11 protein-coding genes are annotated in these 14,497 nt (G+C 64.9%); 4 read left to right on the forward strand and 7 right to left on the reverse strand.

The window, feature by feature from the left end; all coding sequences use genetic code 11:
- Nucleotides 1-20 precede the first annotated feature (20 nt).
- From V474_RS08835 to V474_RS08845, 3 genes are read left to right on the forward strand one after another with little or no spacing between them, the layout of a single operon-like run.
- Nucleotides 21-1,097 (forward strand): nucleoside hydrolase, encoded by a 1,077-nt coding sequence (locus V474_RS08835; protein ID WP_059151142.1) that lies wholly within the window; start codon nucleotides 21-23, stop codon nucleotides 1,095-1,097.
- Nucleotides 1,094-2,419 (forward strand): NCS2 family permease, encoded by a 1,326-nt coding sequence (locus V474_RS08840; protein WP_059151143.1) that lies wholly within the window; start codon nucleotides 1,094-1,096, stop codon nucleotides 2,417-2,419. The genes V474_RS08835 and V474_RS08840 overlap by 4 nt, the downstream gene beginning before the upstream one ends.
- A gap of 32 nt (nucleotides 2,420-2,451) precedes the next feature.
- On the forward strand, nucleotides 2,452-3,585 hold the full coding sequence (locus V474_RS08845) for an adenosine deaminase family protein (protein WP_082699689.1): 1,134 nt from the start codon (nucleotides 2,452-2,454) through the stop codon (nucleotides 3,583-3,585).
- Between the two features lie 8 nt (nucleotides 3,586-3,593).
- Here V474_RS08845 and V474_RS08850 read toward each other — a convergent pair whose 3' ends face one another.
- Both V474_RS08850 and V474_RS08855 read right to left on the reverse strand, forming a co-directional pair.
- The gene (locus V474_RS08850; protein ID WP_059151144.1) at nucleotides 3,594-4,604 is read right to left on the reverse strand and encodes an alpha/beta hydrolase; all 1,011 of its coding nucleotides are present in this window, start codon (nucleotides 4,602-4,604) and stop codon (nucleotides 3,594-3,596) included.
- 26 nt (nucleotides 4,605-4,630) lie between these two features.
- Nucleotides 4,631-7,498 (reverse strand): TonB-dependent receptor, encoded by a 2,868-nt coding sequence (locus tag V474_RS08855; RefSeq protein ID WP_059151145.1) that lies wholly within the window; start codon nucleotides 7,496-7,498, stop codon nucleotides 4,631-4,633.
- Between the two features lie 484 nt (nucleotides 7,499-7,982).
- Between V474_RS08855 and V474_RS08860 the strand changes: the two genes are divergently transcribed.
- Complete coding sequence (locus tag V474_RS08860; protein ID WP_059151478.1) at nucleotides 7,983-8,336, forward strand: cupin domain-containing protein; 354 nt, start codon at nucleotides 7,983-7,985, stop codon at nucleotides 8,334-8,336.
- Nucleotides 8,337-8,898: 562 nt separating this feature from the next.
- Here the strand turns inward: V474_RS08860 and V474_RS08865 are convergent.
- From V474_RS08865 to V474_RS08885, 5 genes are all read right to left on the reverse strand, one after another.
- Entirely contained in the window at nucleotides 8,899-10,452 is a 1,554-nt protein-coding gene (locus tag V474_RS08865) for a carboxylesterase/lipase family protein (protein ID WP_059151146.1), read from the reverse strand.
- 68 nt (nucleotides 10,453-10,520) lie between these two features.
- Nucleotides 10,521-11,531 carry a sugar kinase gene (locus V474_RS08870; protein ID WP_059151147.1) on the reverse strand — a complete coding sequence of 337 codons (1,011 nt, stop codon included), beginning with the start codon at nucleotides 11,529-11,531 and terminating at the stop codon, nucleotides 10,521-10,523.
- Nucleotide 11,532: 1 nt separating this feature from the next.
- Nucleotides 11,533-12,288, reverse strand: coding sequence for a 2-dehydro-3-deoxy-D-gluconate 5-dehydrogenase KduD (kduD, locus tag V474_RS08875; protein WP_059151148.1), 756 nt, complete (start codon nucleotides 12,286-12,288; stop codon nucleotides 11,533-11,535).
- A 4-nt stretch (nucleotides 12,289-12,292) separates the two neighbouring features.
- Entirely contained in the window at nucleotides 12,293-13,129 is an 837-nt protein-coding gene (gene kduI, locus V474_RS08880; protein ID WP_007677423.1) for a 5-dehydro-4-deoxy-D-glucuronate isomerase, read from the reverse strand.
- 107 nt (nucleotides 13,130-13,236) lie between these two features.
- Nucleotides 13,237-14,253 (reverse strand): LacI family DNA-binding transcriptional regulator, encoded by a 1,017-nt coding sequence (locus tag V474_RS08885; protein ID WP_059151149.1) that lies wholly within the window; start codon nucleotides 14,251-14,253, stop codon nucleotides 13,237-13,239.
- Nucleotides 14,254-14,497 lie beyond the last annotated feature (244 nt).

A 14,497-nucleotide genomic window follows, 5' to 3' on the forward strand; every position in this document is an offset into this window, starting at 1 on the left:
AACCTAGGGAACGTTCGCGCATGAAAAAACTGCTGACCATACTGCTTGCAGGCGCGGCGTTGCTGGGATCGGTGCCCGAGGCACTGGCCGCCGAGGACGACCGGGTCATGATCTTCTTCGACAACGATTTCCTCGGCCCCGGGCAGAGCAATATCCAGTCGATGATCCCGCTGCTGCGGGACAGCCGGGTTAACCTGATCGGCGTCGGCGTCGTCACCGGCGATGCCTGGATGACGGAAGAGACGCAGCATCTGCTGCGCTTCCTAGAGATCGCGGGGCGTCCCGAAGTGCCGGTGCACAAGGGTGCCTCGATGCCGCTGCTGCGCACCCAGGCCGAGATGGCGAACTGGGAGGCGCGCTACGGCCGCATTCCGTTCAAGGGCGCTTGGAATGCGCCCCGCCCGGGCCGTACCTATCATCCCAACGAGCCTGACCTTGTGCCGCCGATGCCCGAAGGCACGCCGCGCATCAAGGCGCAGGCGAACGGCGCGGTCGACGCGCTGATCGCGGCGGTTCGCGCCCATCCCGGCAAAGTGACTATCGTCTCCGCCGGGCCGCTCACCAATATTGCGCTGGCTCTTCGGGTCGCACCGGACATAGCGCAGCTGGCGAAGGAAATCGTGATAGAACCAGGAAAACTGGACACGGCCTTCGCCCGCACCACTTCCAACACCGACTATTCGACGGACTTCAACTTCCTGTTCGACCCCGAAGCGGCGCACATCGTGCTGACGGCGCCGTGGAAGTCGATCACGCTGGTCGGCAACGTCAGCTCGAAAGTGAAAGCGACGCCCGAGGTGGTGGACAGCATCGCCAGCGCGGGAAGCCCCGTGGCGAAATACGTGAAGACCTATGCCCGCCTCGGCCAGCCGTTCTGGGACGAGGTGACCGTTGCCGTCGCTATCGACCGTTCGCTCGTCACCGACGACCTCGTCGTGCGGATGGACGTCGATACGATGCCAGGCATGCATTACGGCGAACCGCAGGTATGGACCGAGGAAATGGCGCCGAAGGCGGGTGAACGCCCCGTCCACATCGTGCGCGCCATCGACGAGGAGCGCTTCCTCGCCGGCTTCGTGGCCCAGGCCCGCAAGTGACCGCCCCGAAGCAGGGCCTGCTGGAACGCCGCTTCGCGCTGACTGCGCGGGGGACAAGCATCCCGCGCGAGATGATCGCGGGGATGACCACGTTCCTTGCGGCCGCCTACCTTATCGTCGTCATCCCCTCGCTGCTGGCCAGCGGCGGGATGGACCGCGCGGCCGTCACCGCCGGGGTCATCATCGTGATGGCGGTGGGCAGCATTGCCATGGCCCTTTACGCCAACCTGCCGTTCATCGTCGGCCCCGGCATCGGCGGATCGGCGATCCTTGGCGTCACGCTGGCGCAGGTGGAGCATATCCCCTGGCAGACGGGCCTTGGCATCGCGATGATGTCGGGCATCGCTTTTGTCATCCTCACCCTGACGGGCGCGCGCGAGATGGTCGTGCGCATGATTCCGCCGCAGATCAAGCTGGGCCTTGGCGCCTCGATCGGGCTGTTCATCGCGATGCTCGGCTGCCGCGATGCGGGGCTGGTGTCGGTGGACGTGAAGCGCCATGCGCTGGCGCTGGGTGACTTCAGCCAGCCGGGGCCGGTGGTGGCCCTGATCGGCCTTGCCGTCGCCATTGCCCTCCAGGCCCGGCGCGTGCCCGGCGCGGTGCTGGTCGGGATCGTCGCGGCGGCGCTGGTCGGGGTGCCGCTTGGCATCACCAGCTTTACCGGCGGTTTGTCGCTGCCGCATTCGCCCATGCCGGTGACCGGCAAGGTCGACCTGCTCGGCGCGTTCACCCTGGTGGCGCTGCCCTACATGTTCACCTTCTTCGCGGCGGAGTTCTTCTCCACCCTGGGCACCACACTGGCGATCGGCGCCAAGGCCGGGCTGACGGACGAGCAGGGCAACCTGCCCGGCATCGAGCGTCCGTTCCTGGTCGACTCGCTGGCGGCCACGCTGGGCCCGCTGGTCGGCGTGCCGGGCGGAACCGCGCTGGTGGAATCGGCTGCCGGCGTGGAAGCGGGCGGGCGTACCGGCCTGACGCCGCTGACCGCCGCCGGCCTGTTCCTGCTGACCCTGCTGCTGATGCCGCTGGCGATGGCGATCCCGCGCGAGGCGACCGCGCCCGCCCTGATCCTCATCGGCATATCCATGCTCGGCACGATCCGTAACGCCAAGGGAGACGATATCGTCGACCTGTTCCCGGCGATGGCGATGATGCTCCTCACGCTGATTTCCAACAGCTTCGGCACCGGGATCGCGGGCGGACTGCTGGTCCATGTGATCGTTCAGGTGCTGGCGGGGCGCTGGCGGGAAATCCCGCTGGGCCTGTTCATCCTGACATTGCCGCTTGGCTACTATTTCTACGGCGCCGCCACCGCGCATTGAGCGCGCGGCCCGATCTTTTTTCCAGGACTTATATGGCAGACCAGACCCCGGCCTCCTTTGGGCCAGCCTCCATCGGCTATGTTCCGTCGTCTCCGCTTGCCCGGACGCTGACGGATAGCCAGCGCAGCTTCTTCGAACGCATCCCCAAGGTGGAACTGCACTGCCACCTGCTGGGCGCGGTGCGCCGCGACACGTTCCTCGATCTGGCGGAGAAGCACGCCGCGCCGCTGAGCCGCGAGGATGTGGAGGGGTTCTACCACCGGGGCTCCAAGCCGATCGGCGTCCTGCGCGTGCTGCGCGCACTGGAAGCGCACCTGCTGCTGGCGCCTGAGGACTTCCACCGGATCGCCTACGAATACCTGGAAGACGCCGCCGCCGGAGGCATCCGCCACACCGAATTCTTCTGGAACCCCACGGCGACGATCCGCGACGCCGGACTGCCCTACGAAGCAGCGGTTTCCGGCATCCTTTCGGGTATGCGCGAGGCGCTGGCAGACTTCGACATCAGTTCGCTGCTGATCCCCTCCATCGACCGCGAGGCACCCGCCGCCGATGCGCTGGCGATGGTGGAGCAGGTGGTCGCCCATCCCGATCCGCTGGTGGCCGGCATCGGCATCGACTACCGCGAGCCGGACGGCCCGCCCGAAATGTTCGCGGCGGCTTATGCCCTTGCCAAGCGGCACGGCCTGCGCGCCACTGCCCATGCGGGTGAATTCGGCATGCCGTGGACCAACGTGGCCACCGTGGTGGACGACATCGGCGTGGACCGGGTGGACCACGGCTACACCATCGTTGACAATCCCGACCTTGCCCGCAGCTATGCGCAGCGCGGGCTATTGTTCACCATCGTCCCGACCAATTCGTACTACTTGCGCACGCTCGACCCGGATCGCTGGGCGCTTGACCATCCGATCCGCCGAATGGCGCAGCTGGGGCTGAAAATGCACCCCAATACCGACGACCCCACGCTGCACCACGTCAGTCCCGCAGGTGCGTGGGAACTGATGTACACGCACCTCGGATTCGATGTGGCGGACCTTCGCGCCATGATGCTCAACGGCATCGACGGGTCTTGGGCCAGCGATGCCCAGCGCGCGGAATGGCGCGCGGAATGGCCGGCCGAGTTCGACGCGATCGCCGTGCAAACCGGTATCGGTACGATTTGAATCGGGGCCTATCCCAGTCCCACCGTCCGGGCCCAGTTACGCCATAGGTCCGGCCAGACCTCTGCCGGTTTGCCGATCGCGCGGCGCAGGCCGAAGCCGTGGCCGCCGTTGGCGAACAGGTGCGTTTCCACCGGCACACCGCGCGCCTTGAGCGCGGCGCGCAGGCGCAAGGTATTCTCGACCGGAACCGTCGCGTCGTCCTCGGCATGGGCAAGGAAGTGCGGCGGGGCATCCGCAGGTACGTTCCGGTCGGGCGAATGCGCCGCTTCCAGCGCCGGGGTAGGCGAGGGACCAAGCAGCAGGCCGCGCGATCCGGCATGGGCGATCGCCGCGTCCATGCTGACGACCGGGTACATCGGCGCGGCGCAAAGCGGCTTGGCAGAGAGCTTGTCGGCGGCGTCGACGGGGGCATAGACGTTCGCTGAAAAGCGCGCGGCAAGGTCGGCGCAGACGTGCCCGCCAGCGGAAAAGCCCATCGCCGCAACGCGCTCCGGGTCGATGGCGAAATCCCGCGCGCGGTGGCGGATCAGACGTATGGCGCGCTGCGCGTCCGCCAGCGGAGTGTCGGGGCCGCTGGCCCAGCCGTCGCCGGGCAGGCGATAGAACAGGACGAAAGCGGTGAAGCCGCGCGCCGTCAGCCAGCGGGCCATTTCATAGCCTTCCTTGTCGACCACGATCCATTTGTAGCCGCCGCCCGGCGTAATCATCACCGCCGCGCCGTTCGGCCGGTCGGGCCGGAATACCGCCATGCGCGGACGGGTAATACCGTAAACGGCGCGGTCGGTGATGAGCGCATCGGTGGAGCGCTCGTCGAACTTTTCGGTGAGCGGCGTGCGCGGCATCCCGGGCGCGCCTTTGGGCCACAGGTCGATCGTCTCTGTCGGTTGTGGCAGCCCCGGGGGGAGGGCCCCGGGGCTGCCTGGCGGCGCTGTCTGCGCCGCCGCGCTCGTGATGAGCCCTTTGCTCAGGGCTCCGGCAGCAAGGGAGCCGGCGATCAGGGTTCTGCGATCGAAGTCCATGGCCGTCTCCCGGTTTGCCGTCTTCGTCAGATTTTCGCGCGCGCACCGAACAGGATGGTGCGGCCGAAGTGATTGTTCTCGTAGTTACGGACCGCGTCGGCATCGTTGAAGCGATAACGATACTCGTCGGTCAGGTTGTTGCCGTCGATCGACAGTTCCAGCCATTCCGTCGCCTTGTACCGGATCGCCGCATCGACGCTGGTATACGAACCATAGCCTTCAAAGACGTTGAATGTGGCGCTGGTGCCATCAACGAAGGGACCGCGATAACTTACCGAGCCACGGATGCTGAACTTGCCGTCGTCGTAATAAAGCGTCGCGTTCCACGCCTTCTTGGATACGCCAAGCAGGGTCTGGTTGTAGTCCTTCGTAACGCCCGTAAGGGAGCAGGCGCCGGTTGTGCGGGTGCAGGCCGAAGTCGCCGGGCCGGTGATCGTATAGTCGGCGTCGCTCTTGATGAAGGTGGCGTTGCCCTGGAAGCCGGTATGGCTGAGCAGGCCGGGCAGGAAGGTGAACGGCAGCTGCAAGGCCACTTCGACCCCCTTGAGCGTCGCGCCTTGCCCGTTCACCTGCGAGGACACCACGTATTCCTGGTTGGGATCATAGTTGATGAAGGCCGGAGTACTTGCACCCAGCACCGAACGATCAAGTCCAAGCTGCGGCAGTGTGGCCACATAGGTGCCGGAAACCGGGAAGCTATCGATCTTCTTGATGAAACCTGCGACCGAGAACAGCGCCTGCGGGGCGAAGTACCACTCGGCCGAGATGTCGAAGTTGGTCGCGCGGTAGGGATCGAGGAACGGGTTGCCGAAAGTAACGCGGTAGTTGAACCCGTCGACCGAACCGCCCGGGTTGAGGTTGCCAAGCGAAGGACGGGTAATGACCTTGGCCACCGCACCGCGCAGGATCACGTCAAGACGCGGATAGAACGCCAGGTTCATCGAAGGCAGCCAGTCGTCATAGCTGCGCTCGACAGTTGCCGCGACGCCGGCGGTGTATCCGGTCGAGGACTGCTTGGTGTGGGCATAGCGCATACCGGCATTGCCCGCGTATTCGAGGCCGAAAATCTCACCCTTGACGTCGAACTGCAGATAGCCGCCCGATGTCGTCTCGCGCACCTTGCGGTTGGAGCCCAGATCCTCGACGGCGGTACGGCCATAAAGGTTGGTATAGTCCGCCGCGTTGGCGATGTTGCCGACGATCCACGAATTGGTGGTGCCGTCCGGCTGGCCGGCATCGCCAAGGTTGACCAGATCGGAAATGCCCGAAGTCACCGGCAGGCCGTATACGCTGGACGAGCAGGTGACCGCGCCCAGGATCAGATCGCGCGTGCCATTGGCGCCGCAGGCGGCGGTGTCACGCTGGAACAGCTGGGTGCGGAAATCGTAGCGGCGCCACATCGCGCCGGCCTTGACGGTGAAGCCGTCGGTCAGGTCCCATTCGGTACGCAGCTGCCCGGTCTTGAAGCGGTTGCGTACATAGGACGGACGGTCGCGGATTTCGGCGAGCTGGAAGTTCGCCGGGTTGGTGACGTCCAGATCATAACCGAGCACCGGCGACTTCATGTTCGAATAGTCGTAGCTGAAGCCGTTGGCGTTGCGGTTGTCATAGGCGATAGTCGTCTCGACCGGGATGTCGGCCTTTGACTGCGACATGCCGCCCAGCACGGTGAAGCGGAAAGTATCGCCCACTTCCTGATCCCATGTCGCGCCGATCTGGTGGAACTTGGTCTCGGATTTGCGCAAGTAGCTTTCGGTACGCACGTAGGCATTGTTGAAGGTCGCGCTGACCATGTTGCCTTTGTCGTCATAGCCCGGGTTAACGACATCGAAGCGGCGCTCGTTCGAGCGGGCGAGCACTTCGAGCCACTGCTCGGCGCGGTCTTCCTTGAATGAGGAGAACAGGCCGTCGACGGAAATCTTGGTACGATCGCTGGGTTCGAACTGGATCGAGCCGGTCAGGCCCAGGCGGCGGCGGTCATGCTCGATCACGCCGTAGCGCGGAATACGCGGGTGGAACGAAAGCGAAGCCGCGTCGCACGCCTCGGACGGACGGTAGCCGCCGCCCGAATTGACCGGAGTGCCACCGGTCGCCCCGACGTTGGAATAGAAGCAGGGCGTGCCGCCGACCGAGTTGAAATAGGCCTGCGACCAGCGCACCGAGTTGTTGCCGTTCTCGATGGTGTCGGTATGCGAATAGGCGGCCGAGACGTTGACGCCCAGCGTGCCCGCATCGTTCTTCCACGACAGCAGCCCGGCAATGCGGGGGCCGACATTGTCGGACAGGTCGTTGTACGAACCCTGCACGTTGAGAACCGCGCTGAGGCCGGTCTTGCCCGCCAGCGGGTTGCCGGTGTTGAGGTCCACCACCGCGCCCAGCGAACCCTCGTCGAGCGTGGCTTCGGCGGTCTTGTGGACCACCAGGCTGCTGAACAGTTCCGAGGCGAAGACATTGAAATCGAACGAGCGGTCGCGGTTGGCGGAGGCGCCGTCCGAGCTGGTGGCGATCGTCTCCAGCCCGTTCACACGCACGCGGGTGAACTGCGCGCCCAGGCCGCGCACGGTGATCGACCGCCCTTCGCCACCATCCTTCTGGATCGAGATACCGGGAATGCGCTGGAGCGATTCTGCCAGGTTCTGGTCGGGAAACTTGGCCATGTCCTCGGCCACGATCGCATCGACCGCCGCGACCGAAGTACGCTTCACGTTGAGCGCGGCCTCCAGCGACTGACGAAAGCCGGTAACGATGATGTCCTGCGGCGTGGCTTCCGGGGCGGGCTCGGCAGCGGCGGTTTCGGCGGTGTCCTGTGCGAACCCGAGTTGCGGCATGGCCAGAGCGCTGCCGGCGAACAGGGCAATCTTCACAAGCGAGATTCTAGAAATGGTATGGCGCATCGTAACATCCCCTCCACGGCCTCTGACGGCCGAATGATACCGGTGTCAATGACGCGCGCAGTGGCGGCGCATCCTCTCCGGCAACACAACTCCCTTGCCCCTCGCGGGGCATCGCGGACGACCCTCCAAGATCGCCCGACCGTTCCCAAGTTCATTCTTGCGAGCTTTGGTAACCGGTGTCATGAATAGTTGCCGCAGGGAGGGCGCCCTGTCAAGAACCACTGTCATTGGGAGATGCAAAGTGAAAATTCGCAGGCTGGCAGGGCAGTTTGTTCCTGTTGTTCTCCTGTTCCCCGCTGCTGCGCACGCAGCAATTGCTGCGCCGGGAGAGACTTCGGCTACCGTTTCGGCCGAGCAGAATCGCGGCAAAAAGGGGCGAATTATTCGCGTCAACGCGCTGGCGAAGGACGATCAGCGCTCCGTCACGCAAGTCGCGGAGGCCAAAGGCAAGCGCATCGCCGTGTCCGCGGTGCCCGCTCCACCGATGGCAGTGATCGACGAGCGTGATACCGTGCGGGAGGAGGCGCCTCCGCATGGTGAGATCGGCATGAGCACCGCCTATCGGATCTCGGATGCTGCGCCCGGACCGCGTGCGATGGAATTTCGCCGCCGCGTGCTGCACAAGGGCGCGGCGATCGGCGAACATCCCATCGACCATGACGAGGTCTACTACGTCACCGCAGGGGAGGGTGAGGTCGTCTCGGACGGCAAGCGTGCGGCCCTCAGGCCGGGCATGGCGGCTTATCTCTACCGCGGCGCGGTGGTGGGCATCTGGCAGAAGGGGGCGGAGCCGCTGGCCCTGGTGATCGCTTATCCCAATCCGCCCAAGGCGCGGTGAATGGGCGACCGGCTTGATAAATATAACCGTATCGGTTATAGGACGCCGCATCCGCTGACCTGACGTACAAGGGTTGGCGGTGTATCGGGTCGGCGCCGTGGGCCGGACGCGAGCGCAAGCCGTGGACCACGCCACCAGCGTCCGACCGGATCGGTTCCCGATTCCCCTTCACTGGGGCAATTCGTCAGGTCTTCCGCCATCGGCCCGCCTCCCACGAAGAGGGGGCTTTGCGGATGCCCTTCTCGAAGCGGCGGCTTTTGCGAGTCCGCGCGGCCGTTTCGAACCGATCCGTCAGGACCGAGCCGGGCTGTAGTAGCCGCTATCCGGCCGTTCGCACCAAAGGCCACCCTCCTCGCGTCCTGGCACAGGACGCCCCGACGCCGACCCGATGTTTCTCTCGGTTTACGCGTTTTTCCTCGGCGTTACCCCGCACTCGCCAGCGGGCGATGTCCCGTATCCAAGCGCTTTTCCAGTGCTTGGAGACCGTTTGAGATTGCGCTTTGCCCATTCCAAATGCGCTCTGCTACGCATTTCAAACGATCGGTTGGCGAAGGGCCGGGCTTCAGGTACCTGGCTGGACGTAGGGCGCAGTCGCCCAAAGCTCTCGCTGCCAGCGGCGCGGGTCGTTTTCAATCCGCACGGTGTCGTCGAAGACCATCGTCGCACGTTCGGGCAGGCGATAGGCCGACCATTCCGGAAGTCCGGGTCGTCCGGTTTTCGCAAGGCCGGTGAACGCTCGCATCATCGCGATGCTGAGTCTGCGCGCAGCCTCGTCGGTCCCGGAAAAGCTCCCCGGCGCATCCAGCGTGCCGAAGACATAGGGGATGTCGTCCGTATGCGCGGCCCCGCGCAGGGGATCGACGGGCGAAGGGCGATCGAGCTGGTATACCCACGTCGAGGAAGCGCCCGCAGCGGCGCGTTCGTCCGCCTCGATCACCTGTCCCGGCCACGAACGACCTGCCGTGGTAGCGGCGTAATAGACCTGTTGGGGGGACCAATCTGGTTCGCGGCTTCGATACTGCTCAACCACCCAGACAGGGTCGAGGTCGATCTTGATCTCGGGCAGGATGCGCGCCGCGATGTTCTCCCAGGAGAGGCCCTCAAGTTTTGGACCGCGCGGGTTGAGGAACGCGCGGGTCTCCTCACGCACATTGCCCAGAATCATGGGCACCGCCAGCGATTGCTGCGCAGCATCCGGCCAGAACGGGTGGCGCGGCAGGTTGGTCATGTCGAGAACGGGACCGAAATAGACCCCGCCGCCCATTACGGGATCAGTGGCGCCCAAACCTTCCATCAACCGTTCGACCGGCATGGTGCGCAAGGCTTCGACATCGCCGGGCGCCAGTTTCAGCGCGGCCATTAAAGCCTGGGTGCGGCTCCATGCATGGGCCGGGCCGCTTGCCTGCACCTGCTGGCCGCTCATGGTCGCGGCCGTATGGAACAGGGCTTTTGCGGAGGGCATGGCCATCAAGGTGGCGATCTTGGCGCCGCCGCCCGACTGGCCAAAGACCATGACCCGCGCCGGATCGCCGCCGAATGCTGCAATGTGATCGCGCACCCATTGCAAGGCCAGGATCAGGTCGAGCTGGCCAAGATTGCCGCTATCGGCATAGCGCGCACCGAAAGGCTTGAGCCAGGCATAACCCAGCGCATTGAGTCGGTGGTTGACCGTCACCACCACCACATCGCCCTCTGCGGCGAGTTTGGCGCCGTGGGTCAACGGATCGGTGACGGAGCCGGTGGTGTAGGCGCCGCCGTGAAAATAGACCATCACCGCCCGGCCCGCGCGCGGGTTCGCCTCGGGTGTCCAGACGTTGAGGAACAGGCAGTCTTCCGATTGCGCTTCCCCGCCCATGGCGCGCTGCGGGCAGATTGGACCGAACTTGTCGGCGCCGAGGGCAGGGCCGTCCCATGGCTCGGCGACGGCGCGGGCAAACCGCGCGGCTCGGCCGTAGCGGATGCCCTTGAAGGCGAGGACGCCGTTCTCGGCCAGTCCGGTATAGCGGCCCACACGCGGACGTGTCACGCTGCGCGCGAGTAGCGGTGCGGGTGCGGCGCTAGCCAGTACGGCAGCGGATTTGACGAGGGTGCGCCGGGTGATCCTGGCGGTGTTCATGCTGTCCACTCCCGTTATATCATATCGCTGCCCCGGATCGGGTCCGCAGCGGCGGGGTATCCAATCGCTCAGCGCCTTACGTCGCCCCCACTGGCGGAGAAGGCTTCGAGTTCCGCAGGCCCGATCAGACACATGTCGCCGGGCTGGGTATGTTTGAGGACGGTATAGGCAAGGCCCGCCTGCGCCGTTGAGACGGTGTCCGCGCCTTGGAGCCACTTGTGCAGCACTCCTGCAGCAAAGGCATCGCCCGTGCCGATGCGGTCGACGATGCCGGTGACGTCGACTTCGGCGGTCTGGTGAGCCGCATCCCGCGTATCTATGCGGGCGGCGATGCGGTGGTGGCCGGCGTTCACGACATGGCGCGCGGTGGAGGCGATCAGTTGCAGCTTGGGGAAAGCCTCGAATGCGGCCAGCGCGGCTTCGCGGCGGCGGTCGGAAGCGTCGCCGGAAAACGGCTTGCCCAGCAGCAGTGAGATGTCGCGGTGGTTGCCGATCATGACCGTGGCCGATTGCATCAGATCGGTCAGAATGCTGCGCGGGTCGCTGTCCCATGCATCCCATAGCAGCGCGCGGTAATTACCGTCGAAGCAGATCGGCACGCCTGCAGCATTCGCCGCAGCAACGGCGGCCCGGGCCAGCGCCACGCCGCCGGGGCCAAGCGCCGGTGTGATCCCGGAAAGGTGCAGCAGCCGGGCACCTTCAAGCGCGGAGGCGAAGTTGAAATCGTCCGGCGCGGAATTCGCGAACACGCTGCCAGCGCGATCATAAGTGATCGATGAGGGCCTGAGTCCTGCGCCGCTCTCCAGAAAGTAGAGCCCCATGCGGCCCGCCGTGCGGCCGATGTGGAGGGTATCCACACCGGCTGCCCCCAGCACCGCGCGGGCCTTGTCGCCGAGCGTGCTGGACGGCAACCGGGTGAGCATCCTAACGCCGTGGCCAAGTGAGGCGAGGCCAGCGCCGACGTTCGCCTCGGCGCCGCCCACCACCATGTCCAGCGCATCGCACTGGACAGTCAGGCGGGCGGCGGGGGTGGCGAAGCGCAGCAGCACTTCGCCAAAGCACAGGACATGCCCGATCATCTCAGCGCGCCAGCCAGCCGCCGTCGACGGCTAGAACGTGGCCCGTCACGTAGTTCGAGGCGGGGGAGGCCAGGAACACCGCCGCGCCGGCGATGTCGTCCGGATTGCCCCAGCGGCCGGTCGGTATGCGCTCCAGGATCTGGCGATTGCGCGTCTCGTCGCCCTGAAGCGCTGCGGTGTTGTTGGTGGAGATATAGCCCGGAGCGATCGCGTTGACCTGTACGCCCCTGGGCGCCAGTTCATTGGCCATCGCCTTGGTCACGCCGCTGACGCCGGACTTGGCCGCGGCATAGCTGGGCACCCGGATACCGCCCTGAAAGGTAAGCAGCGAGGCGATGTTGACTATCTTGCCGCTGCCCTGTTCGACCATGCCCTTCGCGGCGGCCTGGCTCAGGAAGAACAGCGTCTTGAGGTTGGTGTCGATCACCGCATCCCAGTCCTCTTCCGAGAACTGGAGCAGGTCGTCGCGGCGGATGATGCCGGCGTTGTTGACCAGCACGTCCAGCTTGCCGAGACCGGCGACGGCCTCTGCGATGACGCGCTGGACAGGTTCGATGCTGGAGAGATCGGCCTTGATGTTGACGGCCTTGCGGCCTGTCTGTGCGATCAGGTCGAGCGTCTCGGCAGGTTCGGAGCGGCCGGCCACCGCAACGTCGGCGCCGGCCTGTGCGAGGGCCACGGCAATCGCCTGCCCGATCCCGGTGTTGGCACCGGTGACCAGGGCGGACTTGCCTTCGAGGCTGAAGGAAATTGCCATCGAACTACTGCAGCTGGCAGATGTCGAGGACGTTCATGTCGGTATAGTCGAGGTTTTCCCCGCCCATAGCCCAGATGAACGCGTACTTCTTGGTGCCCGAACCCATGTGGATCGACCAAGGCGGGCTGATGACGGCTTCTTCGTTGGCGATGACGATGTGGCGCATCTGGTCCGGCTCTCCCATGTAGTGGAAGATGCGGTCGTTCTCTTCGGGCAGTTCGAAGTAGAGGTAGATTTCACTGCGGCGATCGTGAAGGTGCGGAGGCATGGTGTTCCATACCGAACCTTCTTCCAGCACGGTCAGGCCGAGCAGGAGCTGGGCGCTGTCGCAGACGCCGGGGATCACCAGCTGGTAGATCGTGCGCTGGTTCGAATTGGCAAGATCGCCGCGTGCCAGCGGGTTGGCCTGGTCCAGCGTGATGTGCTTGATCGGCAGCGCCTTGTGGGCCGGGACCGAGGCGATGTAGAACCGCGCACCCTGGCCTTCGAAGATCACCTCATTGGTGCCCATCGGCACGTAGAGGCATTCCTTGTTCTTCATCTCGAAGCGCTGGCCGTCGACGGTGATCGCGCCCGGTCCGCCGATGTTGGTGATGCCGGCTTCGCGGCGCTCGAAGAAGGACTTGCCTTCCGCGCTTTTCGGAACGGTCTGCAGCGGCAGGGGAAGCGGGGTCGCACCCGGAACCGCGCCGCCGATGATGAAGCGCTCGTTGTGCGAGTAGTTGAGGTTGACTTCGCCATCCTTGAACATGCCCGTGACGAGGTAGCGGTCGCGCAGTTCCTCGTTGGAGACGCATTCCATCATGTCCGGATGGGTGGCGTGATAGGTTTTGCAGAACACTTGGAACTCTCCCGTTAAGCTCTCGAGGGTCTTGGTATCCGCATTAGGTAACCGGTGTCAACGCTTCTGGACGGTGATCGGCTTTCTTTGCCGGACGGAAAAATTCTTCAGGGCAGATATTCGATCGCAGAGGCGCGGCGGACCAGATCGGAGAGGAAGAACGAAGGTTCGGAAGCTGCCGTTTCCGGGCGCGTCAGCTTGGCGGCGGCAGTGGCCGCCATGGCGCGGATCGGCCAGCGCACTGTGGTCAGGGGGGGCCAGATATGCGCGGCGATCGCGGTATCGTCGAAGCCGATGATCGACAGGTCTTCAGGCACGCTCATGCCGCGTTCGCGCGCGGCGTGGAGGACGCCGGCGGCCATTTCGTCGTTGCTGGAGAAGATCGCGGAAGGCGGAGACTTGGCGGAAAGCAGTTTCTGCCCTGCAGCAAGACCCGATTCGAAACGGTAGTTGCCGCGCGCCGCGATCTTCGCATCGGGCTTCAGTCCGGCGCGCGCCATGCCCTCGGCAAAGCCGAGTTCGCGTTCTCGGGCCGAGAGAAATCCTTCGGGTCCGGCGACGAACCCGATGCGCTTGTGGCCCAACTCCGCCAGCCAGGCGACGGCGTCGCTTACTGCCTGCCGGTCGTTGGATGCCACCAGGTGAGCGTCATCGTCCAGCCGGGCCGAGCCCATGCGTACCACGGTGCATCCCAGATCGCGGCAGGCCTGCGCCAGTTCGTCGTTCTCGGAAATCGGCGGAAGCAGCATTACGCCGTAGAGCCGCTGTTGCTCGATAAAGCCCCGGATGTCCTCGACCATTGTGGGCGAATGGCGGTCCACCGGGCGCACGACCAAGGCGAATTCGGTATTGCGGATGGTGTCGAGAATACCCTCCTGCACGCCGAGCACCATCTGGGCGTTCGGGTTGTCGTGGATCAGGCCGATCAGGAAATTGCGCCGCAGCGCCAGTGCACGGGCCTGCGGATTGGGCACATACTCCAGTTCGGCGATGACCGCTTCGACCTTCTCGCGGGTGGCCTGGTTGAGCAGCGGCGATTTGTTGATGACCCGGCTGACCGTCTTTTTCGACACACCCGACAGGCGCGCGACGTCGTTGATGGTAGGTTTCTGCCCTTTTGCCATACGGCGTCCTTTTGACCTCGTGTCGTGCACGATTTTCCGACTTGCCTTCGGGTGAGCCAAAAGGCAAGATGACACCGGTTACCATTCTATGGGGCGCGCGCCTGTCGGGTTTAGTTATAGACCCGATTCCCGCCTCCGGCATAGAGATAGGCGAAGTTCGCCTGAGGTAATCGATCCTGAGAGCAATCTCCGGAAGTTTTGCGGTAAGCGATCGGGTTCTGGTTTGACACCGGTGTCCATGACG

Origin of the sequence: Novosphingobium barchaimii LL02, from assembly GCF_001046635.1 — a bacterium.
Taxonomy (GTDB): Bacteria; Pseudomonadota; Alphaproteobacteria; order Sphingomonadales; family Sphingomonadaceae; genus Novosphingobium; species Novosphingobium barchaimii.

Bases quoted from the DNA above. Each gene is read 5' to 3' on its own strand.
- V474_RS08835 (WP_059151142.1), top strand. From the start codon at position 21: ATGAAAAAACTGCTGACCATACTGCTTGCAGGCGCGGCGTTGCTGGGA.
- V474_RS08845 (WP_082699689.1), top strand. From the start codon at position 2,452: ATGGCAGACCAGACCCCGGCCTCCTTTGGGCCAGCCTCCATCGGCTAT.
- V474_RS08850 (WP_059151144.1), bottom strand. From the start codon at position 4,604: ATGGACTTCGATCGCAGAACCCTGATCGCCGGCTCCCTTGCTGCCGGA.
- V474_RS08855 (WP_059151145.1), bottom strand. From the start codon at position 7,498: ATGCGCCATACCATTTCTAGAATCTCGCTTGTGAAGATTGCCCTGTTC.
- V474_RS08860 (WP_059151478.1), top strand. From the start codon at position 7,983: ATGGCAGTGATCGACGAGCGTGATACCGTGCGGGAGGAGGCGCCTCCG.
- V474_RS08865 (WP_059151146.1), bottom strand. From the start codon at position 10,452: ATGAACACCGCCAGGATCACCCGGCGCACCCTCGTCAAATCCGCTGCC.
- V474_RS08870 (WP_059151147.1), bottom strand. From the start codon at position 11,531: ATGATCGGGCATGTCCTGTGCTTTGGCGAAGTGCTGCTGCGCTTCGCC.
- kduD (WP_059151148.1), bottom strand. From the start codon at position 12,288: ATGGCAATTTCCTTCAGCCTCGAAGGCAAGTCCGCCCTGGTCACCGGT.
- V474_RS08885 (WP_059151149.1), bottom strand. From the start codon at position 14,253: ATGGCAAAAGGGCAGAAACCTACCATCAACGACGTCGCGCGCCTGTCG.